Origin of the sequence: Tsukamurella paurometabola DSM 20162 (genome assembly GCF_000092225.1) — a bacterium.
GTDB lineage: Bacteria > Actinomycetota > Actinomycetes > Mycobacteriales > Mycobacteriaceae > Tsukamurella > Tsukamurella paurometabola.
Genome location: NC_014158.1, coordinates 1,689,027 through 1,714,896, shown reverse-complemented (window position 1 = coordinate 1,714,896; position 25,870 = coordinate 1,689,027). Strand labels below are relative to the sequence as shown.

The following is a 25,870-nucleotide window of genomic DNA, read 5'->3' as shown; positions in this document are numbered from 1 at the left end:
CCGCCGGGCGGACCGTCCGGAATCGATCACGCGCCGTCGGTATCGATCTCGACGATCGGCAGCGGACTGGTCGGGGTCTCGATGACGGCGAGCCGCGCCGCGGACCCCTCCGGCGCACCCTCGCGGGAGAGCGCCGCCAGGGCGACATCCGTTCCGACATCCCGGCCGGCACGCTCGCTGAGCAGCCACCTGATCTCCAACAGATCGCAGTAGGCCTGCACAGCCGAGCCGCGACCACCGACCGCCTCGTGCGCCACGTGCATGCCACGCATCGCCACCTCGGTCATCCACAATCGCGCGGCTGTCGACTCGTCCACGTCCTGCCCGAATTCCATGCACAGCTGGGCCTGGTATCCCTGGATGTCACCGATCAGGATGCGCGCCTGGCCTTCTCCGGCCTCCAAACCCGTGAGCCTCAGCAGACGATTGGAGTGCAATCTCCGATCGCCGACCGCGACGCGCACCCGCAGGTCGTCGGCCGAGCCCTCAACGGGGTTGAGCGTCAGCTCCTCCACCGCGAACCCCAAGTCGTTGAGCTGGCGGATCTTCCCGTCGATGTGGAACCGATCGGAGTAGCCCACGACGGGCTCGTCGTGCAGGATCGCCCAGAGCCGTTCGTATCTGCGCCGGATCCCACGCGCTTCGGCGATCAGGCCGTCCGCCATCTCCGATTGCCCGAGGCGTTCGCAGATGTCGAAGAAGCCGGCGGCGACGTTCTCGACGAGGATGTCGAGGTCGTATCCGCGCTGGCCGTCGCTGAGCGCGGCATGGATCTCGCTCGTCTCCGCGTCGACGAGCTGCGCTTGCAGGACTTGGCCGTCGCGGCAGAACAGCGTATTGGCGAGTGAGCAATCGCCCCAGAAGATTCCGTGTCGGTGCAGCTCGACCATGAGACTCGCCATCGCGTCCAACAGCCGCGCTCGATGCTTCGGTTCGTCCAGCGGCAACCGCATGAAGAGCCTGCGGTACTGCCACGATCCGGACAGGTACCGCGTCACCAGCAGCGCCCTGCCGCCCGCCTGCCTGACCACTCCCGCCGGCCGCACGGCGGGGAGCTCCAACTCCTGCAGGCGCCGCAGAACTCGGTACTCGCGCTCCGCCGACTCGACCGACAGCTGTTTCACCGCCCACACATCACCATCGGTCTCGACGAACTTCACGAGGTTCCGGCTCACACCGACCGCGATGTCGCGCAGCGGCACGTCGGGCACACTCCACTGCGCGAGCGGACGGTCCCAGGGCAAGAGCAGGAGCCCAGGGGACATGAACCGCAGTCTGATATCGGGGGCGGTCACTACTTCTCCTCGGTGCTTCGGTCGTCGGACGGGCGATCCGTGAGCGACGACGAGGCGGGCCGGGAGACCGTCGACCACGACCGTGGCCATGATTGCGCCCGACCCGCCCTCGGCGGAATTCGCGTGTCAGCTGTTGCTCTCGAGCAGCCTGTTCATCTGCCGATTCAGCGTGGACAGCGACGATCCCGACGCCGATCCCAGATAGATCGGGTCGAACGCAGACTGCATGAGCGGGACGATGTCGGCGGCATCGGTGGTCACCGGAATCGTGAATGTCGTGCCGTCGTCCACATGCATCGTGAACGGGGTGATGTCCACACCGGCCGCCGCCTGGCGCTGCTTCGCGATGGTCATACCGTTGGGCCGGGCGGGGAAAACCGCACCGGAGTCCCCGACGATGTCCTGGCACGCGTCACTTCCCAAGAACGCCACCCACTCCCCCGCAAGCTCCGGATTCTTCGACTGCTTCGAGACGACGTCCGCGAGTCCGTTGAACATCGACGCCCGTTTCCCGGACGGCCCGACGGGCGTGGGCGCCAAACCGATCGGGAGGGGCTTGCCCTGCGGATCGACGAGCTTGAAGTAGGACGAGATCATGAAGGATCCGGCGAGCGCCATGGCGGCGTTGCCCGCGCTCATCTGCTTGTCGGCACCGATCCCGGACGTGTTGTTACCGGCCACCGCGAAGGGGGCCATGAACCCCTTCTTCGCCAACCCGAAGTACCAGTCGATCGTCTTCTGGACCTTGGGGTCATCGAAGTTGAACCTCGCGCCCCAGGGATTCTTGTCGGTGAAGTTCCACCCGATCGAACCGGTGTACGGCGACCACTGCGATTGCCCGAATCCGCCGTAGCCCGAATCCGTCCCCGCGAGACCGTACGATTTCACTCGCGTCTTGTCGAAGCCGGGCTGGTCACCCCGTACACCCTTCTCATCGACGGTGAGCCGGGCGAGGACCTTCTCGAGTGTGCCTCCGTCGTCGGGGTTCCAGGTCATGCTCTGGAGCTCGGCGTCGGTCACGCCTGCGGCGGCGGTGGCGTCCTTGTTGTAGAAGTACGCGACGGTGTCCCAGTCCTTGGGCACGCCGTACCGCCGACCGTCGGGCCCCTTCCACAGCGCGGCGAGCTGAGGAAGGTAGTCCTCGTCCTTGATCCCCTTGGTGGCGGCGAGTTCGTCCAGGGGCTGGAGCACCTCGAGGTCGAGGTGCTGTCCGAGCTTGGACACGTGATCGGTGAAGACGTCCGGTCCGGTGTCGGCGATGAAGCCCGATGCGAGCTTCGTGAAGTAGCTGCTCCAGCCGTACTGGGTGATCGCGACTTTCCGGCCCGGGTGCGCCGCTTCGAAAGCGTCAGCGCACTTTTGATAGACGGGTTGTTGATTGTTATCCCACAGCCAGTAATTGATCACGTTCGAGGGCGCCGTGCCACCGGAACCGCACCCTGCAGTGGAGGTCACCACGGATACCGCGGCGACCGCTGTCACGAATCGAGAAAACGTCTTGTTCATCGTCCTACTCATCACTTGAGTCCGTTGAATCCGATCGAGTTCACGATGCGTTTGGCGAACACCGCGAACAGGATCAACATCGGCAGCGCCGCCACCAGGGTCGCCGCCATCAGACCGGACCAGTCCGGACCGCTCTGCGGGGTCTGGGATTTGAACACACCCAGCGCAACGGTGAGCACACGGGACGAGTCCGTGTACGACACCATGAGCGGCCAGAGATAGTCGTTCCACGTGGTGATGTACGTCAGGATCGCCAGCGTCGATATCGGCGCCACCGACATCGGCAGGATCAACTTCCGGAAGATGGTCACCTTGGAAGCGCCGTCCATCGTGGCCGCCTCCTCGATCTCGCGCGAGATGCCCAGGAAGAACTGGCGGAGGAAGAACACCGCGAACGGCGTCATCAGCATGTTGGGCAAGGCGATCCCGAGGAGCGTATCGACCAGGCCCAACTGCTTGATCAGCACGAAGTTGGGCAGGTAGGTGAAGATGCTCGGGACCATCAGGCCGGCGAGGAAGACCGAGAAGACCAGGTTGCGGTACTTCCACCGCAGCCGAGCGAAGGCATACGCCGCCATCGCGGAGAACAGCACCTGCCCCACGGTGACGAGCGTGGCGACGACCACCGAATTGAACAGGTACTGCCAGAATTTGATCGCCTGTCCCGATCCGCCGGCATCGACCGCCTCCTGCCCCGTCTGCAGACCGAACACCCGCTTGAACGCGTCCCAGGTGAAGTCCGCTGGGAGCAGACTCGAATTGCCCGCGTACAGAGCCGCATTGCTCGACAGTGCGGTGCGCAGCGCCCAATAGATCGGCAGGACGCTGACGAGGATCACCGCCACCATCACGATCCATGCACCGATGCGGCCGATGCGGGCCTTCGCCGCTCCCCGCTCGGAACGGTTCTCCGACGGCGCTCCGTCGACGATTGCTGTATCCGTCATTGTCTGTTCCCTCTCAGTCCAAGTCGGAGGAGTCGGCCCGCGTCAATCGGTATTGCACGAAGGTGATAACTGACAGCAGGACCAGGAGCGCCACCGACATGGCGAACGCGTAGCCGAACTGGAACCTGCCGAAGGCCACGTCGTAGATGTAGTACTGCAGCACCTGTGTCGCATTGCCCGGACCGCCGGCGGTCGTCACCGCGACCGTGTCGAACACCTGGAACGAACCGATCACCGACACGATGAGCACCAGTGCGAGGATCGGGCGCAGTAGCGGAACGGTGATGCGGAAGAACATCGCGGTCTCGCTGGCTCCGTCCAACTTCGCCGCTTCATAGACGGTGGCGGGGATCATTTGCAGCCCGGCGAAAATGAGGAGGGCGGTGTAACCGACGTGGCGCCACACGTTCACCAGCACGATGGTGGGCATCGCCAGATCGGGATCGTTGAAGAACGCCAGCTTGTCGAGCCCCATCCATTCCAGGACATGGTTGCCGATGCCCATCTGGTAGTCGAGGATCCAGAGGAAGAGCATGCCGGCGACCACGTTGGCCATCAGGTACGGGGAGAGCACGATCCCGCGGACGAACGACGACTGCGTCAGGCGGTGCATCAGCACGGCGATGACCAAGGCGAAAACCATTTGGACCACGATGTTCAGGACCACGAAGTAGAGCGTGACCCGCACTGAGTGCCAGAACACGGGGTCCTGGAACATGCGCACGTAGTTCTCGACCCCGTTGAACTCCGCGGGCGTGAGCATGTTGTATTTGGTGAAGCTGAGCTGTATGCCCCGGATGAGGGGCCAGATGATGAAGACAGCGAGCCCGATCCCCGCGGGGAGGATGAACAACAGAGCGAGCCGGGTGTCGTCGGAACGTCGCGCTCTCCGCCTGCCCTCGGGTCTTCTGGTCACTGCTGTCATTTCTGGTGTCTCCGTTCGATGAAGGGCCCTCCGCCGGCCCAGGGCGACGAAACGAGATAGCGGCGCGCGATCGGGAGGTCGCGGCGACGCGCGAGGCCGTCCGGGGGCGGAACAGTTGGATCGCCCGACCAACACCCGAGGTGGGACAGATCCACGACAGCCTCCGGACGCGACCTCTGCGGCACGGTCCGCCGCACGCCACGGAGCGCGAACCGAACGACACTGAACATTTGTCTTGTGAAACATCTGGTTGTTTCGCCGGCAACCGCGCGAACATGACCCGAATGTGGCGTGCGACACACATTTGCACACTCATCTCGTGTTCGCAAGTGTTGCTTTTCGTTGTATTAAGTGCGATAATGATGCTACTGTGAGGCCCATCACACTCGGACCGGCGGCGCTACCACTGCCCGCGCGTCCCGCACACGGACTCGTCAGCGTCGACCGACGAATCCCGGCCACACCGACCACCGATAGTTCCTCCCGCCACACCGCTCTCACGAAGGAAGACGACCAATGGCCTCAGTAACATTCGATCAGGCATCTCGCTTCTACTCGGGAACCGACAAGCCCGCAGTCGACAAGCTCGACCTGGTCGTCGAGGATGGCGAATTCCTCGTACTCGTCGGCCCTTCGGGTTGCGGCAAGTCGACGTCACTGCGCATGTTGGCGGGACTCGAGGAGGTCGACTCGGGTGCGATCCGTATCGGCGATCGTGACGTCACCGCGGTGCCCCCGAAGGACCGCGACGTGGCGATGGTCTTCCAGAACTACGCGCTGTATCCGCACATGACGGTCGGCGACAATATGGGCTTCTCGCTCAAGCTCGCTCGCCGATCCGCTGCGGAGATCACCGAGCGCGTCGCCGCGGCGGCCCGACTGCTCGACCTGACGGAGTATCTCGACCGTAAGCCCGGTGCGCTGTCCGGCGGCCAACGTCAGCGTGTCGCGATGGGGCGCGCGATCGTCCGCGAGCCGCAGGTCTTCCTCATGGACGAGCCCCTGTCGAACCTCGACGCGAAACTGCGGGTTCAGACCCGTTCGCAGATCGGGGCACTGCAGCGTCGGCTCAACACGACGACGGTGTACGTCACTCACGACCAGGTCGAGGCCATGACCATGGGTGACCGCGTCGCGATCCTCAAGGACGGCCTGCTTCAGCAGTGCGCCTCGCCGCGCGAGCTGTACGACCGGCCGATCAACACCTTCGTCGCCGGGTTCATCGGTTCGCCCGCGATGAGCCTGCTGAGCGCGCGGGTCGAGGGCTCGACTGCGTTCGTCGGTGATCTGGCGATCCCCATGCCGCGCGAGATCGCGGCCAAGAACAACGCTCGAGAGGTCACGGTCGGCGTGCGACCGGAGGGGTGGGTCGCGCAGGAGAACGGAGCGACCGTCGCCGTCACGCTGGTCGAAGATCTCGGCGCGGACGAGTTCGTTCACGGTGACCTGGTGGGTCCCGAGACGGGACGAATCATCGCGCGCCTCAACACCCGGCCGGCACCGCAGGCGGGAACGTCGATTCGGCTGGGCGTCCTCCCCGACCAGGTCCACTGGTTCTCCTCGGACACCGGCCTGCGGCTCGGCTGAGCGCCCCGCACCCAGACAGAAAGCAGGAGGGTCATTGCCTACCCGAGCCGATAACACGATCTCCATTGCCGTGGTCGGTGCCGGACAGTTCGCTGCGCATTTCGCCATGCTGTTCGCGGTCCACCCCGACGTCGATGGCGTGTACGTCACCGACCTGATCCCCGAGCGCGCTGCCGACCTCGCGGAACGCGAGGCTCTCGCGGGCACGTTCGCCGACTTCGATGCGGTACTGGCATCGGATGTGGACGCAGTCGCGATCTTCACGCAGCGCTGGACCCACGGCCCCCTCGTCCTCCGGGCTCTGGAAGCCGGGAAGCACGTGTACTCGGCTGTGCCGATGGCCATTTCGGAAGAGGAGATCCGCGCGATCATCGATGCGGTCCGCGCCACCGGTCTGACGTACATGATGGGTGAGACGAGCTACTACAACCCCGCCACCGTCTTCGCCCGCACAGCGGTCGATGAGGGCAGGTTCGGCCGGATCTTCTACGCCGAAGGCGATTACGTCCACGATATGGACCTCGGCTTCTACGCCGCGTACCAGTACAGCGGCGGCACCGACTGGAAGAAGACCGCCAGCTACCCGCCCATGCTCTACCCCACCCACTCCGTCGGCGGCGTGCTCGGGGCGGTCCCGGGCCACGCCGTCAGCGTGAGCTGCATCGGAGTCAAGGACGACCGCGGCGACGGTGTGTTCGACAAGGAAGTCAGTCAATTCGACAACGACTTCTCCAATGCCAGTGCACTGTTCGAGCTCAATACCGGAGCAGTGATGCGCATCAACGAGATGCGGCGCGTCGGCTACCCATCGCCGATCCGTGAGTCTCGGTTCCGCTACTTCGGCACCGAGGGCAGCTTCGAGCAGCTTGCGCGCGTGAGCGTGTGGCAGGACAAGACGGACTCCTACGACATCAGCGACCAGATCGATTCGCAACCGACCATGCCGCTCGATGACCCGCGCCTCGCCGATATCGCACCGGAGCTCCGTGAAGCGTTCGTCTCAGGACACTCCGCGGTGCACGATGTGGACCGACTACCCGCGGAGTTCGACGGCGTGCCCACCGGCCACGAGGGAAGCCACCACTTTCTGGTCGACGACTTCGTGCGTGCCGCGATCGACGGCACGCTGCCTCCGATCAATGCATGGACCGCCGCCCGATTCACCCTCCCAGGGATCGCCGCGCACCAATCAGCACTCCAAGGCGGCGTCCGTCTGCCGGTTCCGGACTTCGGCGACGCACCGGAGGCGCTCACATGAACGCCGTCCACAGATACAGGATGACCGCCATGAAGAGGGGTGATCGGGTTCGTTTGCTCACCGAACCGTGCACGTACGGATCTGTGATCACCTCGCCCGAGGCCGGTCGCGTGAACGTGCTGCTGGACGACGGTCGCGTCATCGTCGTCGGCCGCCCGGAACTGATCGATATCCAAGCGATTCAGACGCAACGCAGCGCACCCCGGGGAGCAGAGGTATCCGCGCCTCGGCCCGGTGACGCACCGCCCCGGCGGGGTTGGTGACGCGCGGGACGCGGAGGTCCTTCGGGGGTCGGATGGAGGTGGTGGGACTCTCCGCTCGATCCCCGAAGGGCCTCCGTGTCCCACGCGGTCCCCGTGACCGCCGGCACTGCTGATGAGTGCCGAAGGAACCGCTCCGCGGGCACGAGGTCAGTCCGGCAGTCGCAGGTCCGGCTTGTCCAGCTCCTCGATGTTGACATCCTTGAACGTGACCACGCGGGCCTGCTTGAGAAAGCGCGCCGGGCGGTACATGTCCCACACCCACGCATCCGTCATCCGCACCTCGAAGTACACCTCGCCGTCCGCGTTGCGCGGGATCAGGTCCACCCCGTTGGCCAGGTAGAACCGGCGCTCGGTCTCCACCACGTAGGTGAACTGGCTCAGCACGTCCTTGTACTCGCGGTACATGGACAGCTCCATGGCGGTCTCGTACTTCTCGAGATCCTCTGCGCTCACCGGGGCCTCCTCACCTTCTTCCGAACCGACGACCCGATCAGACTAACGCGCCGCCGCCGTTCCCTCATTCGACGTGGCCCGAAGCGCCGCCCGCACGTTCTGATAGCGCATCCGATGCTGGTCGCTCGGGCCCAGCTCGCCCAGTGCGGCCATGTGCGCCGCGGTCGAGTATCCCTTGTGCACCGCGAAGCCGTACCCGTCGTAGTCCGCGTCCAATTCGGCCATCACCCGGTCGCGGGTCACCTTGGCCAGCACACTCGCCGCCGCGATGCACGATGCCGAGGCATCGCCGCCGATCACCGGCAGTGAGGGGATGCCCAGGCCGGGCACGGTGAAGCCGTCGATGAGGACGTACCCGGGCGTCACCTGGAGGGTGGCGATCGCGCGCCGCATCCCGGAGATGTTCGCCACGTGCACCCCGAGCCGGTCCACCTCGGCGGCCGGAATCGTGACCACCGACCAGCTCACCGCGTGCTTGAGGATCTCGGGATACAGCCTCTCCCGGGCGATCTCACTGAGCTTTTTGGAGTCGTCGAGCCGGGCCAGCGAGGGCGGGATCTTCCGCGGCAGGATGCATGCCGCCACCGTCATCGGTCCGGCGCAGGCGCCGCGCCCGGCCTCGTCGATCCCCGCCACGGGACCGAGCCCGGCCCGGCCGAGCACCGACTCCATGGTCGACAAGCCCGACGAGGACCGCACCACCGGGCGCGGCGGCCAACGGTCACGCACGGTTTCTCAGCCCTGCTGCGGGTTGATCGCCTTGACGGTCTGCCAGCGGTCGAACGGGTAGATGATCGCCACGACCTTGCCGCGGATATCGGCCTTCGGGATCGTGCCCTGCAGCCGGTCCTCGATGTGATAGCGCGAGTCCGCGGAGAACATCCGGTTGTCACCCATCGCGAAGACATTCCCCTCGGGCACGGTGACCGGCCCGAAAGGCTTGCCCCAGCACGCATCCTGATTCGCGGCGAATTCCTTCGCGGTATCGGCGATGTACGGCTCGTTCAACTTCTTCCCGTTCACCGTGACACCGGTCTCGGGGCGGCATTGAATCGTCTGTCCACCCACGGCGACCACTCGCTTGACGAGGTCGTTCTCGTCCGGCGGCTGCAGCCCCACGTACGACAGCGCCTCCTGGATACCGCGCAGGACGGTGTTACTCGACCGCACGCTGGGCCGGCCCTCGACGTCCCACGATGAGGTGGGCCCCTTGAAGACGATCACGTCACCCGGCTGGGGGTCGCCGGTGAAGTAGCTGATCTTCTGCGTCACGATCCGGTCACCTGTGCACCCGGCGCAACCGATGAGCGTGGGCTCCATCGACTCCGACGGCACGTACCACTGACGGCCGACGAAGGTCTGCAGGCAGAAAGTGAGCACCAAGGCGACCAGCACGACGACGGCCACTTCGAGCGGCCAGTTCGTCTTCTTCTGCTTCTTCGCGTCCGCGTCGTCGCCGGCCACCTCTTCGGGGCCGGCGTGGCGGCCACGGGCACCGTCGCCCTGCGCGGGCTCACCGGCCCCGGATACGGAGGAACCCCCGGCCGACGATGCGGAATCGTCGGGCTCGGGGGTCTCCTGGGAGTTCGTCTGCTCGGGCACGGGATACACCCTACCGAGCGGGCGAGGCGGCGCCGTCCAACCGGACCGCGACCGGCGCTGGTGTCAGCGCTTCTCCTTGATCTTGGCGGCCTTGCCGCGCAGGTCGCGCAGGTAGTACAGCTTCGCGCGACGCACATCACCGCGGGTGAGCACGTCGATCTTGGCGATGTTCGGGGAGTGCACCGGGAAGGTGCGCTCCACACCGACGCCGAAGGACACCTTGCGCACCGTGAAGGTCTCGCGGATGCCGCCGCCCTGGCGGCGGATCACGACGCCCTTGAACACCTGGACGCGCTCCTTGCTGCCCTCGATGACCTTGACGTGCACGTCAAGGGTGTCGCCGGGGCGGAAGTCGGGCACATCGCTGCGCAGGGACTGCTGGTCAATGAAGTCGAGCGTGTTCATCGCTGGATCACCGTTTCTTGCTTCTTCTTCGCGAGCAGAGGACCCTGGCGGCCCGTCACGACTACTGCCGTGGGGGTTCGACCGGTTCGTACTCCTGGCTTGCCGACTGCTGGGCAGTCGGATAGGCCCGGGCAGCACGCAGCCCAGGCAACCTGTTAATTGTGCCAGATCGGCGCCGCTTTCGAGAAATCGTGAGGCGGCTGGCCATCGAACGCGGTCGCTGCGGCGGTGCCGGCGCGGGCACGACGGTGCGGTCCAACTCCTTCTCCGTGTCTTCCCTCAGGTGCGGCAGCAGGTCGGGGCGCCCCGCCATCAGGTCCTGCACCGCGATCTTGACGCGGATCAGCGGACGCCGAAGCCGACGCTCGCGGCGCAGCGCGCGCAGCATCCGGCGGGAGTCCCGGTCGTAGCGCCAGCGAGCCCACGGCGCGCCGGGCCGGGACAGTCGAATCGCGCCGACCAGCAGCAGCGGGAAGAAGTACAACCCCAGCAGACCTGTCCAGATCTTGCCCTTGAGCAGCACGATCGCCGCCGTCCCCAGACTCACCAGTGCGAATCCGATCTGCGCGGTGCGCTGCGGCGAATCCCGGAATCCGGCCACGTCGACCAGGTCGAGCGGCCGCAGGCCCAACAGCAGCAGGCCGGTCATCGCGATCGCGACGAAGACCGCATCGACGGAGGTGCGTCCCTCCTCTTGCCAGTACACATCGCGCAGATAGAGGATCAGCGCGAACTCGTCGAGCACCAGCGCCGCCCCCAGACCGAAGATCCCGGCGAGCACCGCCGCGGTGGTCTGGGTGGCGGTGCCGAAGTTCGCGATGAGCCCCACCGCGGAACCGAGGCACAGCACCACACCGAACACCACGTGGTGCACGTGCAGGCCACCGGGCCGGACATTGCCGAACCACCAGCGGACCTCGGCGCGGATCAACCGCACGCTGGCGCGGATGCACAGGAAGCCCACGATCAGCCCGACGAAGAAGGCGAACAGCGGCAGCCGTCCCGCCTCCACGATGTCGCGGGTGAACCAGGTGGACATACCTCCAACCTAGCGCCGGATTCGGTCATACCAGGTCAAAGCCATCGATCGTCGCGCTACCTGCCGAAGCCGGCCTTGCGCAGTGCGTCCGCCATCGAGCCCGCAGGTGCCGCCCCGCCGCGCTGGCCTCGGTCTTGGCCGCCCCGGTTCTGCCCTCCGCGGTTCTGGTTCGCCCGGTTCTGCCCGCCACGGTTCTGATTCGCCCGGTTCTGCCCGCCGCGCTGCTGGCCTCCGCGCGCGCCGCGCTCCTTCGGGGCGGCATCGTCGTTCAGGCGCAGGGAGAGGCCGATGCGCTGGCGCTCGACGTCCACGTCGACCACCTTGACCTTGACCACCTCACCGGACTTGACCACCTCGTGCGGATCGGAGACGTACCGATCGGACATCGCCGAGACGTGGACCAGGCCGTCCTGGTGCACGCCCACGTCGACGAACGCGCCGAACGCGGCGACATTGGTGACCACTCCCTCCAGCACCATGCCGGGCTGCAGATCCGAGACCTTCTCGACGCCGGCGGCGAAGGTGGCGGTGGCGAACGCCGGGCGCGGATCCCGGCCGGGCTTGTCGAGCTCGGCGAGGATGTCGGTCACCGTCGGAACACCGAACCGCTCGTCGGCCAGTTCGGCCGCGATCTCGGCGGGCCGGAGCTTCGCCAGCGCCGCGCTGTTACCGATCAATTCGGCCAGCTGCAACCCGGAGCGGTACAGGATCGTCCGCACCACCGGGTAGGCCTCGGGATGCACACCGGACGCGTCGAGCGGATCGTCGCCGCCACTGATGCGGAGGAAACCCGCGCACTGCTCAAAGGCCTTGGGGCCCAGGCGCGGCACGTCCAGCAGCGCCTTGCGGCTGCGGAAGGCGCCCGCGCCGTCGCGGTGCGCGACGATCGCGGCCGCCAGGTTCTCGGTCACGCCGGAGACCCGCGCGAGCAGCGGCACCGACGCGGTGTTGAGGTCGACGCCGACCGCGTTCACCGCGTCCTCGACCACCGCATCGAGGCTTTTCGCGAGGCTGGCCTGCGAGACGTCGTGCTGGTACTGGCCCACGCCGATCGACTTGGGGTCGATCTTCACCAGCTCGGCCAGCGGATCCTGCAGCCGGCGCGCGATGGACACGGCGCCGCGCAGCGAGACGTCCATATCGGGCAGCTCCTGCGAGGCGTACTCGGAGGCGGAGTAGATCGAGGCGCCGGCTTCGCTGACCACGGCCTTCGCCGGCACCTTCCCACCGGAGGCACGGATCTCGGCGATCAGTTCGGTGGTCAGGGCATCGGTCTCGCGCGAGGCGGTGCCGTTGCCGATGGCGACCAGTTCCACATCGTGCCGGGCGATGAGTGCACCGAGCAACGCCTTGGACTTGTCCCACTGATTCTGCGGCTGGTGCGGGTAGATGATCAGCGTGTCGAGCACCTTGCCGGTGCCGTCCACGACGGCGGTCTTGACGCCGTTGCGGAAGCCGGGATCCAGGCCCAGGGTGGGGCGGGTACCCGCCGGCGCCGCGAGCAGCAGGTCCTTGAGGTTGGTCGCGAAGACGTTCACCGCATCGTCTTCGGCGCGCTGCCGCAACCGGGTGCGAGCGTCGACGGTGGCGGACACCATGAGCTTGGTGCGCCACGCCCACCGCACCACGGTGCCGAGCCACTTGTCGGCGGCGCGGCCCTGGTTCGCGACCCCCAGAGTGGACGCGACCAGCGACTCGTACGAGGAGTCCTCGCCGCCGTCGAACTGCAGGGAGAGCACCTCTTCCTTCTCCCCGCGCAGCACCGCCAGCACGCGGTGGCTGGGCATCTGCTCGAGCGGCTCGGAGAACTCGAAGTAGTCGCGGAACTTCTGCGCCTTCTGCGGGTCGGCGCCCTCGCGCAGTCCGGTGCGCAGGGTGGAGTCGGTCCAGAACTTCTCGCGGACCGTGCCCACCAGCTCGGCGTCCTCGGACGCCCGCTCGACGAGAATGTGTCGCGCACCCTCGAGCGCCGCCGCCGCATCGGCGACGTTCTCGCCGAGGTACTCGGCGGCCAGCTCCTCGGGCACCAGGGTCGGATCCGCGAGCAACCGTTCGGCCAGCGGCTGCAGGCCGTTCTCGCGGGCGATCTGCGCCTTCGTGCGCCGCTTGACCTTGTACGGCAGGTAGATGTCCTCCACGCGGGCCTTGGTGTCGGCCGCGAGCAGCGCGGCACGCAGCTCGGGCGTCAGCTTCCCCTGCTCCTCGATCGAGGTGATCACCGCGGCGCGGCGGTCGTCGAGTTCGCGCAGGTAACCGAGCCGCTCTTCGAGCCGGCGCAGCTGCGCGTCGTCGAGGCTGCCGGTGACCTCCTTGCGGTACCGGGCGATGAACGGCACCGTCGACCCCTCGTCCAGCAGCTGGATCGCGGCGGCCACCTGGTTCTCCCCCACCGAGAGTTCCTCGGCGATGCGGGCGGACACGGACTTCACGGGCGCGCTCGAATTCACCCGGCCACCCTACCGACGGCCACCGACGAGAACCGCGACCACCGGCTCGGTCGCGCCGCACACCATCACCGCCTCGTACGCCACATCGGCGAGCCCCGCGCCGCCGTCCCGAACCAGGAACAGCAGCGCCGACAGCGCACGGGCCGCCTGGAAGCCGAGCACGTAACCGGTGTGGTCGCCCTCGGCACGGCGGGCGTGCGCATCGCGGTCCGCCTCGTCCACGGCCACGGCGATACGCTGCGCCTCGCTGTACCTCGATCCGGGCGCCCGCATCTCGTCGAGCAGCACCGCTCCGGTGCCGTCCAATCGCGGATCCGCGGTGCGGTCGAGGGCGTCGCCGACGACCGCGAGCGCCGCCGCGTGCCGCCGATCGGGGGCGACGGAGGCCACCGCGTCCATCAGATCGGGCAGGCTAGCGGAGCGATGCATCGTCGTGCTCCCAACTGGACGAATCCCAGGCATCCGACGCCCAGGATGGTTCGAATCCCAACGCCCGCAGGTGATCGCAGACCTCCGGCGGGGGTTCGACGGCACCGACCACGGGCCCGGGTGCGAAGCCGTGTGCGGCGCAGAAGGTGGCGATCGACAGCTCGGGCCACGCCTCGTTGCCGGCTGCCAATTCGCCGTCGAGGAGCACTATTCCGGGCCGGAGGTAGCCGTCGAGTTCGGTGGTCCCGATCAGCTTCCAGGGGCGCCCGGCCTCGTCGGTGACGGCGGCCACGGCGAGCCGGGCCCAGTCGCGGGCGGGGCCGTCGAGCCCGGCGCAGAGTTCCCGCAGCCGCAGGTCGAGGTCCGTCGGCGCCGAGGACGGTACGTCGTAGTGCGTGCTCCGGTGCAGCCCGCCACCGCCGCCGCGGGCCGCGGCTCCCATCATCGCCGTCATCGGGGCGAACCCGCCGAGCGCGGCGCCGTGTCCGGCGGCGAGCTCCGCGGAACGCGATTGCGCCGCCTCGGCGGCCTCCTCCGCCTCCGCCCGCCCGCGCAGATCGGCCAGGTCCGCGGCCTGTTCGGCTGCGGGATCTCCGGGCGGCGCACCGGTACGGGCTTCGAGCCGGGCGATGGTGGTACGCGCCGCCACCGCGGTCAGCTCGGCGCGGGTGCGCTCCACGAGGCCCGCATAGGCGCTCATGAATCCGGCTCGGGCGGTGCTCAGTTCGGCGGCGGCACGCAGCTCGCCCGACGGTGCCGCCACTCCGAGTTCCGCGGCAAGGCGCCGAGCCTCGCGGTCGGCGTCGAGGTATTCGGCGCGCGCGTCGATGAACTCCCCCGGCTCGCGAGGCCAGAAGTCGTCGGCACTCATCCGGCGGCCGCGATCCGGTCCGCCCCGGCCACGTCGGCGTCGACCGCGGCGCGCGATCCCGCGCGGATCCGGGCGGCGAGGTCGCGCAGTTCGGCGACTGCGGCGCGGTGTGCCCGTACCGCTGCCGCATCGGAGTCGGTGGGCACGGTTCCGAGGGCGCGCACATAGCGGTCCTCCGGCAACGGCAGGTGCACCGGGGCCGGGAGGCCGTCCGCGAGGTTGTCCACGGCGCGTGCGGCGCGCTCCCAGGCCGCCGGATCGAGTTCGAAGCTCATCGGGGTACCGCAGCGAGATCGGCCCGCGACCGGTAGTGCGCCTCCAAAGAATCCGCTGCGCGCCCGGCGAGTTCGGCGATCAACGGACCGAGCCGCTCGGGCGGATGCGACCGCGGTGTGCCCGGTGCGAGCTCGACCTCCACCACGTGTCCGCGCACGTCGACGGTGACGGCGACCAGCCGATCGCCGGACCGGGCGGTGACACGGGCTGCACGGAATTCCTCGTCCAGCGCAGTGAGGGCGGCTTCGCGCCGTTGCGCCTCGGCGAGCAGCGCGGCGGCGGCGGTGTGTTCGGACATGACTCCCCCAAGTCTGCGGGCGCCCCCACGCCCACAGCGATCATCTTCGCGCGTGGCACCGGGACCGCGGGCCGGATTGCGCTATTTCGCCGCCGGCAAGCGCACGCGGAAGCGGGCCCCGCCCAGGGGCGAGTCCTCGACCACGACGGTGCCGCCGTGCGCGCGGGCGATCTCGGCGACGATGGCGAGACCGAGCCCCGACCCACCGTCCTCACTGCTGCGCGCCTCGTCGAGGCGGTAGAACCGGTCGAAGACCCGGTCTCGGTGCGCTGCGGGGATTCCGGAACCGTCATCATCGATGTCGATGGTGACGGCGGTATCGTCGGCGCTCACCGTGATGCTCACCGTCGACCGCGCGTGCCGGGCGGCGTTGTCGACCAGGTTCTGCACCAGACGAGTGAGCTGTGGCCGCGAACCACGCACCGTGGCTTCGACGGCGCCCCGAACGGGCGTCACCGTCCCGCCGGTGGTGACGATCTCGTCGAGCACGTCCGAGATCCGGAAGGTCGTGGCGGGAGGCGAATCGCCCGACTCCAGGCGCGCCAAGGTGAGCAGATCGGTCGCGACCGTCTGCAGTCGTTCGACGTCGACCAGTGCCTCGTTCAGCGCACCCGCCGCGTCGATCCGATCCGGATACCGGGCAGCGACCTCGAGATCCGTGCGCACCGCGCCGATCGGCCCGCGCAGCTCGTGGGCGGCGTCGGCGACGAAGCGCCGCTGCCGCTCCCCTGCTGCTTCCATGCGTTCGAGCGTCTCGTTCATGGTCCGGGCGAGCCTGGCGACCTCGTCGTCCCCTCCGGGCTCCGGCACCCGAAGACTCAGATCGCCCGACGCGAGCGCGCGGAAGCGTTGCTCGATGGCCCCGACCGGCCGCAGAGCCCGCCCGGCGACGTACCAGGCGATGACACCCGTGATCAGTCCCGCCAGTGGCGCGGTGATGACGACGCCGATGCGCGCCCATCGGGTGAAGACCTGTTCCACCGCCACGGTGCCGGTGTCTCGGAACGGATCACCGGGAACCACGGATTCATCCAACCGCGCGACCACGGAGTCACCGAACAACCACAGCAAGCCCCATGCGACGGCCGCATACCCCACGAAGACCACCGCACCGGTCAGGAACGCGAGCCGCAGCCGCACCGAGCCTCGCGGATTCACTGTCGGATCCGATAGCCGTAGCCGCGCAACGTCTCGATCGACTCCGTACCGAAAGGAGCGTCGACCTTGCGGCGCAATGCGCTGATGTAGACCTCGATCCGGTTTCCTGCGACATCTTCCGCTTCGTCCCAGACCGCGCGAGCGAGGTCGGACTTCGCGACCGGCCGCCCCGCTTCGCGGGCGAGGGTCGCGATGACATCGAACTCTCTGGCGGTCAGACTGATCGGCGTGCCATCGCGAGTCACACTGCGGGCCGCGACATCGATCTCCAAACCGCCCACGCGCAGCACCACCGGCCGCCGCGCCGCCCCGTGCCGCAGCAGGGTGCGCAGTCGCGCAAGCAGGACCACATACGAGAAGGGTTTCGTCAGGTAGTCGTCGGCGCCGGCGTCGAGCCCGTCCGCGACGTCGTACTCGCCGTCCTTCGCGGTCAGCATCAGCACGGGCGTCCAATTCTCCCGGCGCCGCAGCTCACGCACCACCTGGTAACCGTTGCGGCCGGGCATCTGGACATCGAGGACGATCACATCGAACTCCCCGGCGTCCGCCGCGATCAGTGCGGCCTCACCGTCACCGACCGTCTCCACGGCGTAGCCCTCGCACGCGAGCCCCTCACTGAGCCCGCGTACGAGACGCTGATCATCGTCGGCGATGAGCACCCTGGGCACCATGAACTCCTTCGCAGGCCACGACCGGCGGCGATCGCACATGCGCCATCGACATTACCGCCGCCGGTCGTACCGCGAGGTGCTAGCGCCCGCGGGTGTCAGCGTCGGGCGCGGCGACCGCGTCCGAGGCCTTGCCGTAGATCTTCCCCGTCGCGTCGCGGAGGTTTCCGTCCTTATCGATACTGACCGGCGTGCAGGTCGCCTTCGAGTAGTCCTCCGGTGCCGCGGGATCGGTGATCAGGACACACCCTGCATCCTGGGTGGGGGCGGGCGCGGCGGGAGCAGCCGAAGCCGCGCCCACGCCCAGTGCGGTGCCTCCCAGAGCGAGCATGCCGATGGTGGCCGCCGTGCGTCGGATCGTCGATGCGTTCATGAGTTCTCCTTCGAGGTTCCCGGATTCCCGGGTCGAAGCGTTCGCTCCGATGCATTCACCGTGCCGTCGGTCGGCTGAAGCGCACCTGAAGCAACCTGAAAGATTCTTCAGGTTGATGAAATCAATTGTACGAGAATGTTTTTCGTCACTCACCCAGGAGGTCGGGGCGGCGCTCCGCAGTCCGCCGCCGGGACTGCTCGCGGCGCCACGCGGCGACTTTGGCGTGGTCGCCGGACAGCAGCACCGGCGGCACCGTCAGTTCGCGCCAGGTTTCGGGGCGGGTGTACGACGGGCCCTCCAGGAGACCGCCGGCACCGTCGGAGAAGGAGTCGTCCTGATGGGAGAGCTTGTTGCCCAGCACTCCCGGGATCAGCCGGGCGAAGGCCTCGACCATGACGAGGACGGCGACCTCACCACCGATCAGGACGTAGTCGCCGATCGATACCTCGGCCACCCGCACACGCCGGGCCGCGTCGTCGAAGACCCTCTGGTCGATGCCCTCATAACGGCCGCAGGCGAACACGATGTGCTGTTCGCCCGCCCACTCCTGGGCCATGGCCTGGGTGAACGGAACGCCCGCCGGAGTGGGCACCACGAGCAGCGCATCGTCGGGGCACACGTCGTCGAGCGCGGGCCCCCATACGGTGGGCTTCATGACCATGCCGGGTCCGCCGCCGTAGGGCGAATCATCGACGGCCTTGTGCACATCGTGGGTCCAGTCCCGCAGATCGTGCACGCCGATGTCGAGCAATCCCTTGTCGACGGCCTTGCCCAGCAGCGCCTGGCGCAGCGGCGCGAGGTACTCGGGGAAGATGGTGATGACGTCGAGGCGCATCATTCGGGGTCCAGCAGCCCCTCGGGCGGATCGATCTCGATGAACCCACCGGCCACGTCGACCACCGGGACGATGGCGGTGACGAACGGGATGAGGATCTCGCGGCCGTCGGGAGCCTTCACCGACAGCAGCTCGCCGCCGGGCGGGTGCAATACCTCGGCGATGACGCCGACCTCGGTGCCGTCCGCGGTACGCACCGCCAGGCCCTCGAGTTCGTGGTCGTAGAACTCATCGGGATCGTCGCTCGGCTGCACATCGGCGGAGTCGATGACGAAGAGCGTGCCGCGCAGCTCGTCGGCGGCGGTCCGGTCGGTGACGCCCTCCAGACGCACCAGCAGCCTCCCGGAATGCTCCCGGGAGGCTGCCACGGTGTACGTCTGAGTGTCCTTCGCGCGGGGGCGCCGTCCGGTGAGGACGGCGCCGTCCGCGAAGCGGAGCTCGGGCGAATCGGTGCGCACGTCCACGACGATCTCGCCGCGAATGCCGTGCGACTTGGCGACCCGCCCGACTACCAGCTCCATCGGAGTCAGCGGACCCGATCGGTGTCGACGACGTCGATCCGGATGCCCTTGCCACCGATGCCGGTGACCAGGGTGCGCAGGGCGGTAGCGGTGCGGCCGCTGCGGCCGATCACCTTGCCCAGGTCGTCCGGGTTCACGTGCACCTCGATCACACGGCCGCGACGGCCGGTGATGAGATCGACGCGAACGTCGTCGGGATTCGACACGATGCCGCGAACGAGGTGCTCGACGGCATCAGCGACGACGGCGCTCATTTACTCGCCCTCGGCCGGAGCCTCGGCGGCGGCCTCGGCCGGAGCCTCGGCGGCCTCCGCGGGCGCCTCATCGGCCTTCTTCTCGGCCTTCTTCTTCGGCGTGGTGGCCGAAGCGGCGGGCTCCTTGTCGGCCTCGGCGAGGGCGGCGTTGAACAGGTCCAGCTTGGAGGGCTTCTCGGCAGCCTTCTTCAGGGTGCCCTCGGCACCCGGGAGGCCCTTGAACTTCTGCCAGTCACCGGTGATCTTCAGGAGGGCGAGCACGGGCTCGGTCGGCTGCGCACCGACACCCAGCCAGTACTGAGCGCGCTCGGAGTCGATCTCGATGAGCGAGGGCTCCTCCTTGGGGTGGTACTTGCCGATCGACTCGATGGCACGGCCGTTGCGGCGGGTGCGGGCGTCGGCGATCACGACGCGGTACTGCGGGTTGCGGATCTTGCCGAGCCGCGTGAGCTTGATCTTGACAGACATCTGCTGTGTTCCTCTTACGTTGTAGTCACTGTGCAATTCAGCGATGCGCCTGGGTGGCGCACCCGGTTTTGCCATCTCGATGCGTGACCGCCGGGCGGCATACGTACCGGCGCCGGTCAGCAGCGGTCCATTCTGCCATGCCCCGCGAGCAGGGGGAAATCACGGCCGCCCGCGGCGCCCTGCCGACGGGACGGTTCGCCGGTAGCGTGCGGCGCATGAGCGAGTTCAGCACGCCACTCGATGATGATTCGGTCCTCATGCCCGCGTATTCGGGGCGGCTCGGAACGGAGCCCGTCCCCCGTGCCCGGCTCGCCGATCACGAGACCGGGCCGGCCGAGGCGTATCGCTTCATCCACGACGAGCTGATGCTCGACGGGCAGTCCCGGATGAACCTCGCGACCTTCGTCACCACGTGGATGGAACCACAGGGTCAGGCGTTGATGGCGGAGGCCTTCGACAAGAACGCCATCGACCACGACGAGTACCCGGCGACCTCCGCGATCGATGCGCGGACCGTCGCGATCGTGGCCGAGCTGTTCCACGCTCCCGGCCTCGATCCGGCCGATCCACTGTCGGCGACGGGAACGACGACGATCGGCTCGTCGGAGGCGGTGATGCTGGCGGGCCTGGCGCTCAAGTGGCGCTGGCGCAAGGCGCGGCTCGCCGCAGGCGGCGATGCGAGCCGCCCCAAACTGGTGCTGGGCAGCAATGTGCAAGTGGTGTGGGAGAAGTTCTGCCGATACTTCGACGTCGAGCCGGTGTACCTGCCGATCGCGCCCGGCCGGTACACCATCACGCCGGAGCAGGTGCGGGACGCGGTCGACGCGGACACGATCGGCGCCGTCGCGATCCTCGGTACCACCTTCACCGGTGAATACGAAGACGTCGCAGGCATCTGCGCCGCACTGGACGCAGTGGCGGAGTCGGGCGGTCCCGATGTGCCGGTGCACGTGGACGCGGCCAGCGGCGGTTTCGTGGCGCCGTTCCTCGATCCCGACCTGGAGTGGGACTTCCGGCTTCCCCGCGTCGCGTCCATCAACGTCTCGGGCCACAAGTTCGGTCTCACCTATCCGGGCATCGGATTCGTGGTCTTCCGCGACCGCGCCGCCCTCGACGAGGACCTGGTGTTCCGGGTGAACTACCTCGGGGGCGACATGCCTACGTTCACCCTGAACTTCTCCCGTCCGGGCGCGCAGATCATCGGGCAGTACTACAACTTCGTGCGGCTCGGGCGGCATGGATACACCCGGGTGATGGAGTCGTTGCGCGGCACCGCCACCTGGCTCGCACGCCAGTTGGCGGCGCAGCCGTACCTGTCGGTGATCACCGACGGTTCGGCACTGCCCGTGGTCACCCTTCACTTGGCCGACGACGCGCCGTTCACCGCGTTCGACGTCTCGCACGAGCTGCGCACCTGCGGCTGGCAGGTGCCGGCGTACACGATGCCGGCCGACGCGCAGGAGGTGACGGTGCTGCGAATCGTGGTGCGGGAGGGCTTCTCCGGCGATCTGGCGGGCAAGCTGCGCGACGATTTCGCGGCGGCGCTCACGCGCCTGTCCGCGGCGGACGGTCGCGCCGCCCCGCGGTCGGTGTTCCACTACTGAACAAGCACACGGCTAAACTAGATATCGGACACGGTGCCGCGTGATCCGTGCCACTGTCGGCGCGTTCGTTGCAGGAGCAAGTTTACCGACCGGTAAACTCAACGGACGTCGCAGTCTGAGCTCCGCACCACTGCCCGGTGTAGCCCCTTGCCAGGCCGCGTCCAGCAACCCCGCAGGATTGGACAGCACCATCTTCTCCATGGCTTCGTACCTGGACAGCACCCGAAGGGTGGCGCCCACACGGGCTGTCGCGCCGGGTGCGGCCCGAGGTCGGGGCTACCTGCATCAACTCGATTTCGTACGCACCATCACCTTCCTTCTCGTCGTGTTCATGCATGCCATGACGAACACGAACGACGAGGTGAACGGCGTCGTCACCAACGCCATCGCGATGAACCTGCATTTCACCCGCAATACGTTCTTCGCGCTCACCGGCCTGGTGCTGGCCTACGGTGTGGTCGAGCGCGGCGCGCGCCTGAGCCCGGTGCAGTTCTGGCGCAAGAGACTGCCCCTCGTGGTGATCCCGTTCGTGATCTGGGCGTTCGCCTACTGGGTCTTCGATATGGCACTGGACGGCCGGTTCTCGACCATTCCGTCGAACTTCGGAGAGTTCTGGGACAACCTGAAGTGGGGCGGCCTCAACGGTTACCAGCTGTACTTCATCTTCGTCACCATTCAGATCTATCTCCTGTTCCCGCTGGTGCTGGCGCTCGCCGAACGCACCCGTGGCGCGCACGGCCGGGTGCTCGTGGTGAGCGGCGTCGTGCAGGTGGCGATCTACGCACTGGCCACCTACTGGAATCCCACCACCGGCTGGTGGGGCGAGAACTTCTGGCACATCTACGCCACCTTCATCCCGTATCAGTTCTTCATCCTGCTGGGCGTTCTCACCGCCTTCCACCGCGACCGGATCGAGGCGATGCTCCTGCGCAACGTGCCCCTCGTGTTCGGCGTCGCGGGCGCCACCATGGCGGGAGCGCTGGCGCTCTACAGCATGCGGATCGACGACGAAACCGCGCCGATCGTGGCATCCGCGGTGTTCCAGCCTGCGAACTTCGTCCTGTACGTGGCACTGGTGGCAGCCGTCTACACCACCGGACTGCTGCTGGCTCGCCACCGCCACCGCGTTCCCCGGCTGACGCGGTTCGCCGCCTACGGCACCAAGCGCTCCTTCGGCGTGTTCCTGGTGCACGTGATGGTGTTGTCGGCGCTGCTGCTGCCGAAGACCGCAGACGGGACGCCGTGGCTCACCGCGGTGCTCCCCAGCCCGGTCGGCACCGTCGTCGCCTACGTGATCACGATCGTGGTCACGCTCGGCATCGTCGAACTGCTCAGCCGCGCACCGAAGGCGCAGTGGTGGGTGGGCCGGCCCCGCCAGAAGCCCCGTCCGGCGCGGTCGCCGCAGCAGATCTCTTGACTCTCCCCTCACTGGAGACTCCAGGCTGGTCCTCGTGACCGAACGAGACGAGCTGTTCAGCATCGTTGATCTCGCCGCCCGAACCGGACTGTCGGTCAAGACGATCCGGTTCTGGTCCGACGAGGGCCTGGTTCCACCGGCCACCCGCAGCGCGGCGGGCTACCGCCTATACGACGCAGAGGCGGTGGCCCGGCTGGAGTTGGTGCACACGCTGCGCACCCTCGGGCTGGATGTGAAGACGGTGCGTTCCGTTCTCGCACAGCAGACCAGCCTGGCCGAGGTGGCGGACGCCCATGCGAGGGCTCTCGATGCCGAGATCCGCACGCTGCGCGTGCGGCGGGCGGTGCTCCGGTCGGTCGCGACCAGGAACAGTACGACCGAGGAGTTGAGAATCATGCACGAGATGGCGACGTTGTCGGCTGCCGAGCGGCAGCGGATCATTGATGAATTCGTCGACGAGGCTTTCGCCGGGATCGCGCCGGAGGCACCCGGGGCGCACATCGCCACCGGGATGCGGTCGATGCCGGCGGTCCTGCCCGACGATCCGACGCCCACACAGGTGGACGCGTGGATCGAGTTGGCGGCCCTGGTCTCCGATCCGGAGTTCCGGGCCCGCGCGCGGGAGATGGCGGTGACCGGGGCGCAGGCCACGGAGCCGCCGGTGATGGTGGATCTGGAGGCTGCCCGTGGCCCCGCGGAGGCCGGAACGGATCCGGCGTCCGCGGAGGCGGGAGCCCTGCTGGAGGCACTGCTCCCCGTGGGAACTGACCGGGCCGCGATGGCGGATCAGATGGTGACCTTCACCGACGCCCGGGTGGAGCGCTACTGGTCGCTGTTGGGCGTGCTCAACGGCTGGCCGCCGCGGCCTGCGATGGTGACCGTGGCGCTCTGGGTGATCGCGGCCCTGCGGGCGCATCCGTAAGGCGCCGTCCCGCGATCAGGACACCGCGACCGTGATCGGCACGGTGCGCACCTGCCCGTCGACCTGGAACTGGACGAACAACCGGTAGTTCCCGGGGGTACCGAACAGGGCGTCGACCTCGACGGTGGGGCCACCGGTTCCGGTCGCGGGCCCGCCCACGGGGTGCAGGTGCGAGAGTGCGAGATCGCCCTCATGGATCGCGGTGACGTGCGCGAAGCTCTGCAGGTAGGGCTGCAGTGCGGTCTCCGGGGCGCCGCCGCGGGAGATGCTGATGGAGAGCCGGGATTCGGTGCCCGCCTTCGGTGTTCCGGCCACCGTCACACCGAACTCGCCCGCAGTGGCCGAAGCCGCGGCGGGCGGGAGCGGCGCTGTGGCGTCCTTGCCGAGGCCCGCGACGGAAACGGGTGTCGACAGGATGATCGCGCCGTCCTTCTCGGCCGCCTTCGGGATCACTTGGGTGTACACGCGGTAGTCACCGGGCAGGGGTGCTGCGATCGGCGCGGTCCACGAACCGTCGGCGGCGGCCTTCGGGTGCACGTGCTGGAATCCGGTCAGGTCGCTGCGCACGAGGTACAGGTGCATCGGTTCGGTCTGCTCGTCCACCACGTCGGTGACGGGCTTGCCGTCGGGCCCGGTGATGGTGAAGGCGATGCCGCCGGTCTGGCCGGGGTCCTTCGCAGTGAGGGTGTAGCCGTTGCGGGTGGCGGAGAGGCTGTCATCGCCCATCCCCGGCATACCGGCGTGCTCACCGGCCGGCGACGAGGCCGACGAGGCCGACGGGGCCGCTCCGTGGCCGGCATGGCCGCCGGAGCCGTCGTCGCCGGTGTTGCTGCAGGCCACAACGGTGGTGGCCACCGCGACGGCGACTGCGGCGGCGAGGAGGGTCCGGGAGGTGCGCATGATGTCCGCCTTCGATGGAGAGGTTCTCGACACCGCCCACCATACCCCCTAGGGGTATTTGGTCAAGCGTTACAGCGGGACCAGATCACCTCGCACCAGCACGGCCGACGGGGCGGGCAGCGCACCGGCGGCCAGTGCGGGCCGCGGGTCTTCGGCGTACACGACGAGATCGGCGGGTGCGCCCTCCTCGATCCCGGCGAAGCCCAACCACTGCCGCGATCGCCACGATGCCGCGGCGATCGCCTCCTCCGGCGGCATCACCGCCGCCAAGGCAGCGATCTCCCGCGGCAGGGCGCCGTGCACGTTGAAGCCGCCGGCGTCGGTGCCCGCATACATCGCCACGCCCGCCTCCCAGGCCGCGCGGAAGGTCTCTTCGCGGCGCTCGAAGAGTGCGATCATGTGCCGGTGGTAGACCGGGAACTTCTCCTGTGCTGGCGCGGCGATCGAGGGGAAGTTCTCGATCTGGATCATGGTGGGCACCAGGGCGATCCCCTTCTCCACCATGACTGCGATCGTCTGCTCGGTCAGCCCGGAGCCGTGTTCGATCGCATCGACCCCGGCGGCCAGCAGACCGGGCAGCGCATCCTCGCCGAAGACGTGGGCGGTGATCCGCGCGCCGGCGTCGTGGGCCACCCGGACGGCTTCGGCGAGCACGTCGTCCGGCCACAGCGGGGCGAGGTCACCGGCCGACCGGTCGATCCAGTCGCCCACCAGTTTGATCCACGGATGCCCCTCGGCGGTCCGCCGGCGCACCGCGTCCACCAACTGCGACGGATCGTCGAGCTGCTCTCCAAGGCCACGCGTATACCGCTTGACCAGGGCGATGTGCCGGCCCATCCGGACGAATCGCGGCAGCCCGGGCTGCCCGTCCAACGGGCTGGTGTCGAGGTCGGAGCCGGGCTCGCGGATCACGGTGACACCCACTCGGACGTCGTCGAGGGCGAGTGCCCGGCCCTGTACCAGATCGGGTTCGCCGTCGGCGACGATGCCCACGTGGCAGTGGGCATCCACGTACCCCGGCACGGCCCAGCCGGTCAATCGGGCATCGGCGGGTGCTCGGTCGCGGGTGATGGCACCGCCGGTCACCCAGAACTCGTCGCGCTCCCCACCGGGGAGGGTGAATCCCGAGAAGTGCACACTGCTCATTCC

28 protein-coding genes are annotated in these 25,870 nt (G+C 68.0%); 5 read left to right on the top strand and 23 right to left on the bottom strand.

The genetic code is table 11. The features are described 5' to 3' along the window. Positions 1-26 precede the first annotated feature (26 nt). The 4 genes from TPAU_RS08230 to TPAU_RS08215 form a co-directional block, all read right to left on the bottom strand. The gene (locus TPAU_RS08230) at positions 27-1,295 is read right to left on the bottom strand and encodes a DUF4032 domain-containing protein (RefSeq protein ID WP_013126292.1); all 1,269 of its coding nucleotides are present in this window, start codon (positions 1,293-1,295) and stop codon (positions 27-29) included. Between the two features lie 126 nt (positions 1,296-1,421). Further along, positions 1,422-2,801, bottom strand: coding sequence for an ABC transporter substrate-binding protein (locus tag TPAU_RS08225; protein WP_041944350.1), 1,380 nt, complete (start codon positions 2,799-2,801; stop codon positions 1,422-1,424). Between the two features lie 11 nt (positions 2,802-2,812). After that, positions 2,813-3,748, bottom strand: coding sequence for a carbohydrate ABC transporter permease (locus tag TPAU_RS08220; protein ID WP_013126290.1), 936 nt, complete (start codon positions 3,746-3,748; stop codon positions 2,813-2,815). Between the two features lie 13 nt (positions 3,749-3,761). Further along, entirely contained in the window at positions 3,762-4,673 is a 912-nt protein-coding gene (locus TPAU_RS08215) for a carbohydrate ABC transporter permease (RefSeq protein ID WP_013126289.1), read from the bottom strand. Positions 4,674-5,189: 516 nt separating this feature from the next. On the opposite strand from TPAU_RS08215, the gene TPAU_RS08210 reads away from it, so the two are divergent. Continuing rightward, the gene (locus tag TPAU_RS08210; RefSeq protein WP_013126288.1) at positions 5,190-6,260 is read left to right on the top strand and encodes an ABC transporter ATP-binding protein; all 1,071 of its coding nucleotides are present in this window, start codon (positions 5,190-5,192) and stop codon (positions 6,258-6,260) included. A gap of 34 nt (positions 6,261-6,294) precedes the next feature. Beyond that, the gene (locus tag TPAU_RS08205; RefSeq protein WP_013126287.1) at positions 6,295-7,518 is read left to right on the top strand and encodes a Gfo/Idh/MocA family protein; all 1,224 of its coding nucleotides are present in this window, start codon (positions 6,295-6,297) and stop codon (positions 7,516-7,518) included. Between the two features lie 410 nt (positions 7,519-7,928). Here the strand turns inward: TPAU_RS08205 and TPAU_RS08195 are convergent, their stop codons facing one another. The 17 genes from TPAU_RS08195 to rpsP form a co-directional block, all read right to left on the bottom strand. Next, positions 7,929-8,234, bottom strand: coding sequence for a DUF2469 domain-containing protein (locus tag TPAU_RS08195; protein ID WP_013126285.1), 306 nt, complete (start codon positions 8,232-8,234; stop codon positions 7,929-7,931). A gap of 42 nt (positions 8,235-8,276) precedes the next feature. Next, positions 8,277-8,963 (bottom strand): ribonuclease HII, encoded by a 687-nt coding sequence (locus TPAU_RS08190; protein ID WP_013126284.1) that lies wholly within the window; start codon positions 8,961-8,963, stop codon positions 8,277-8,279. A gap of 6 nt (positions 8,964-8,969) precedes the next feature. Further along, entirely contained in the window at positions 8,970-9,836 is an 867-nt protein-coding gene (gene lepB, locus TPAU_RS08185; protein WP_013126283.1) for a signal peptidase I, read from the bottom strand. 63 nt (positions 9,837-9,899) lie between these two features. Further along, entirely contained in the window at positions 9,900-10,241 is a 342-nt protein-coding gene (rplS, locus tag TPAU_RS08180; protein WP_013126282.1) for a 50S ribosomal protein L19, read from the bottom strand. Positions 10,242-10,302: 61 nt separating this feature from the next. Further along, positions 10,303-11,280, bottom strand: a complete 978-nt coding sequence (locus tag TPAU_RS08175; RefSeq protein ID WP_013126281.1) for a hypothetical protein — start codon at positions 11,278-11,280, stop codon at positions 10,303-10,305. 56 nt (positions 11,281-11,336) lie between these two features. Then, complete coding sequence (locus TPAU_RS08170; RefSeq protein ID WP_013126280.1) at positions 11,337-13,727, bottom strand: Tex family protein; 2,391 nt, start codon at positions 13,725-13,727, stop codon at positions 11,337-11,339. A 9-nt stretch (positions 13,728-13,736) separates the two neighbouring features. Beyond that, a complete protein-coding gene (locus TPAU_RS08165) occupies positions 13,737-14,156 on the bottom strand; it encodes a hypothetical protein (protein WP_013126279.1) in 420 nt (139 codons plus the stop codon). Beyond that, positions 14,140-15,027: a hypothetical protein gene (locus TPAU_RS08160; RefSeq protein ID WP_013126278.1), complete on the bottom strand. Its 888-nt coding sequence runs from the start codon at positions 15,025-15,027 to the stop codon at positions 14,140-14,142. The genes TPAU_RS08165 and TPAU_RS08160 overlap by 17 nt, the downstream gene beginning before the upstream one ends. Further along, entirely contained in the window at positions 15,024-15,302 is a 279-nt protein-coding gene (locus TPAU_RS08155) for a hypothetical protein (RefSeq protein ID WP_013126277.1), read from the bottom strand. Before TPAU_RS08155 ends, TPAU_RS08160 begins: the two co-directional genes overlap by 4 nt. Then, on the bottom strand, positions 15,299-15,601 hold the full coding sequence (locus tag TPAU_RS08150) for a YbaB/EbfC family nucleoid-associated protein (protein WP_013126276.1): 303 nt from the start codon (positions 15,599-15,601) through the stop codon (positions 15,299-15,301). Before TPAU_RS08150 ends, TPAU_RS08155 begins: the two co-directional genes overlap by 4 nt. Before the next feature lie 81 nt (positions 15,602-15,682). Continuing rightward, positions 15,683-16,759, bottom strand: coding sequence for a sensor histidine kinase (locus TPAU_RS22910; RefSeq protein WP_049825805.1), 1,077 nt, complete (start codon positions 16,757-16,759; stop codon positions 15,683-15,685). Beyond that, complete coding sequence (locus TPAU_RS08140; protein ID WP_041944863.1) at positions 16,756-17,430, bottom strand: response regulator transcription factor; 675 nt, start codon at positions 17,428-17,430, stop codon at positions 16,756-16,758. The genes TPAU_RS22910 and TPAU_RS08140 overlap by 4 nt, the downstream gene beginning before the upstream one ends. Before the next feature lie 79 nt (positions 17,431-17,509). Then, positions 17,510-17,800: a hypothetical protein gene (locus TPAU_RS08135; protein ID WP_013126273.1), complete on the bottom strand. Its 291-nt coding sequence runs from the start codon at positions 17,798-17,800 to the stop codon at positions 17,510-17,512. A 145-nt stretch (positions 17,801-17,945) separates the two neighbouring features. Further along, positions 17,946-18,635: a tRNA (guanosine(37)-N1)-methyltransferase TrmD gene (gene trmD, locus TPAU_RS08130; RefSeq protein ID WP_041944861.1), complete on the bottom strand. Its 690-nt coding sequence runs from the start codon at positions 18,633-18,635 to the stop codon at positions 17,946-17,948. Continuing rightward, a complete protein-coding gene (gene rimM / locus TPAU_RS08125) occupies positions 18,635-19,156 on the bottom strand; it encodes a ribosome maturation factor RimM (RefSeq protein ID WP_013126271.1) in 522 nt (173 codons plus the stop codon). Before rimM ends, trmD begins: the two co-directional genes overlap by 1 nt. A 5-nt stretch (positions 19,157-19,161) precedes the next feature. Then, the gene (locus tag TPAU_RS08120; RefSeq protein WP_013126270.1) at positions 19,162-19,410 is read right to left on the bottom strand and encodes an RNA-binding protein; all 249 of its coding nucleotides are present in this window, start codon (positions 19,408-19,410) and stop codon (positions 19,162-19,164) included. Next, on the bottom strand, positions 19,411-19,878 hold the full coding sequence (rpsP, locus tag TPAU_RS08115) for a 30S ribosomal protein S16 (RefSeq protein ID WP_013126269.1): 468 nt from the start codon (positions 19,876-19,878) through the stop codon (positions 19,411-19,413). 215 nt (positions 19,879-20,093) lie between these two features. Between rpsP and gad the strand changes: the two genes are divergently transcribed. The 3 genes from gad (at position 20,094) to TPAU_RS08100 (ending at position 23,821) form a co-directional block, all read left to right on the top strand. Continuing rightward, positions 20,094-21,482, top strand: coding sequence for a glutamate decarboxylase (gene gad, locus TPAU_RS08110; RefSeq protein WP_049825962.1), 1,389 nt, complete (start codon positions 20,094-20,096; stop codon positions 21,480-21,482). A gap of 199 nt (positions 21,483-21,681) precedes the next feature. Then, positions 21,682-22,899, top strand: coding sequence for an acyltransferase (locus tag TPAU_RS08105; protein ID WP_013126267.1), 1,218 nt, complete (start codon positions 21,682-21,684; stop codon positions 22,897-22,899). A gap of 34 nt (positions 22,900-22,933) precedes the next feature. Continuing rightward, a complete protein-coding gene (locus TPAU_RS08100) occupies positions 22,934-23,821 on the top strand; it encodes a MerR family transcriptional regulator (protein ID WP_013126266.1) in 888 nt (295 codons plus the stop codon). Between the two features lie 15 nt (positions 23,822-23,836). Here TPAU_RS08100 and TPAU_RS08095 read toward each other — a convergent pair whose 3' ends face one another. Together TPAU_RS08095 and TPAU_RS08090 are read right to left on the bottom strand one after the other, a co-directional pair. After that, positions 23,837-24,721 carry a hypothetical protein gene (locus tag TPAU_RS08095; RefSeq protein WP_013126265.1) on the bottom strand — a complete coding sequence of 295 codons (885 nt, stop codon included), beginning with the start codon at positions 24,719-24,721 and terminating at the stop codon, positions 23,837-23,839. Between the two features lie 69 nt (positions 24,722-24,790). After that, positions 24,791-25,867, bottom strand: coding sequence for an amidohydrolase family protein (locus TPAU_RS08090; RefSeq protein ID WP_013126264.1), 1,077 nt, complete (start codon positions 25,865-25,867; stop codon positions 24,791-24,793). Between the last annotated feature and the right edge of the window lie 3 nt (positions 25,868-25,870).

Excerpts from the sequence above, each read along its gene's own strand:
- TPAU_RS08225 (WP_041944350.1), bottom strand. The coding sequence starts at position 2,801 with ATGAACAAGACGTTTTCTCGATTCGTGACAGCGGTCGCCGCGGTATCC.
- TPAU_RS08220 (WP_013126290.1), bottom strand. The coding sequence starts at position 3,748 with ATGACGGATACAGCAATCGTCGACGGAGCGCCGTCGGAGAACCGTTCC.
- TPAU_RS08215 (WP_013126289.1), bottom strand. The coding sequence starts at position 4,673 with ATGACAGCAGTGACCAGAAGACCCGAGGGCAGGCGGAGAGCGCGACGT.
- TPAU_RS08210 (WP_013126288.1), top strand. The coding sequence starts at position 5,190 with ATGGCCTCAGTAACATTCGATCAGGCATCTCGCTTCTACTCGGGAACC.
- rplS (WP_013126282.1), bottom strand. The coding sequence starts at position 10,241 with ATGAACACGCTCGACTTCATTGACCAGCAGTCCCTGCGCAGCGATGTG.
- TPAU_RS08175 (WP_013126281.1), bottom strand. The coding sequence starts at position 11,280 with ATGTCCACCTGGTTCACCCGCGACATCGTGGAGGCGGGACGGCTGCCG.
- TPAU_RS08165 (WP_013126279.1), bottom strand. The coding sequence starts at position 14,156 with ATGCATCGCTCCGCTAGCCTGCCCGATCTGATGGACGCGGTGGCCTCC.
- TPAU_RS08160 (WP_013126278.1), bottom strand. The coding sequence starts at position 15,027 with ATGAGTGCCGACGACTTCTGGCCTCGCGAGCCGGGGGAGTTCATCGAC.
- TPAU_RS08155 (WP_013126277.1), bottom strand. The coding sequence starts at position 15,302 with ATGAGCTTCGAACTCGATCCGGCGGCCTGGGAGCGCGCCGCACGCGCC.
- TPAU_RS08150 (WP_013126276.1), bottom strand. The coding sequence starts at position 15,601 with ATGTCCGAACACACCGCCGCCGCCGCGCTGCTCGCCGAGGCGCAACGG.
- TPAU_RS08140 (WP_041944863.1), bottom strand. The coding sequence starts at position 17,430 with ATGGTGCCCAGGGTGCTCATCGCCGACGATGATCAGCGTCTCGTACGC.
- TPAU_RS08135 (WP_013126273.1), bottom strand. The coding sequence starts at position 17,800 with ATGAACGCATCGACGATCCGACGCACGGCGGCCACCATCGGCATGCTC.
- trmD (WP_041944861.1), bottom strand. The coding sequence starts at position 18,635 with ATGCGCCTCGACGTCATCACCATCTTCCCCGAGTACCTCGCGCCGCTG.
- rimM (WP_013126271.1), bottom strand. The coding sequence starts at position 19,156 with ATGGAGCTGGTAGTCGGGCGGGTCGCCAAGTCGCACGGCATTCGCGGC.
- TPAU_RS08120 (WP_013126270.1), bottom strand. The coding sequence starts at position 19,410 with ATGAGCGCCGTCGTCGCTGATGCCGTCGAGCACCTCGTTCGCGGCATC.
- rpsP (WP_013126269.1), bottom strand. The coding sequence starts at position 19,878 with ATGTCTGTCAAGATCAAGCTCACGCGGCTCGGCAAGATCCGCAACCCG.
- gad (WP_049825962.1), top strand. The coding sequence starts at position 20,094 with ATGAGCGAGTTCAGCACGCCACTCGATGATGATTCGGTCCTCATGCCC.
- TPAU_RS08105 (WP_013126267.1), top strand. The coding sequence starts at position 21,682 with ATGGCTTCGTACCTGGACAGCACCCGAAGGGTGGCGCCCACACGGGCT.
- TPAU_RS08095 (WP_013126265.1), bottom strand. The coding sequence starts at position 24,721 with ATGCGCACCTCCCGGACCCTCCTCGCCGCCGCAGTCGCCGTCGCGGTG.
- TPAU_RS08090 (WP_013126264.1), bottom strand. The coding sequence starts at position 25,867 with ATGAGCAGTGTGCACTTCTCGGGATTCACCCTCCCCGGTGGGGAGCGC.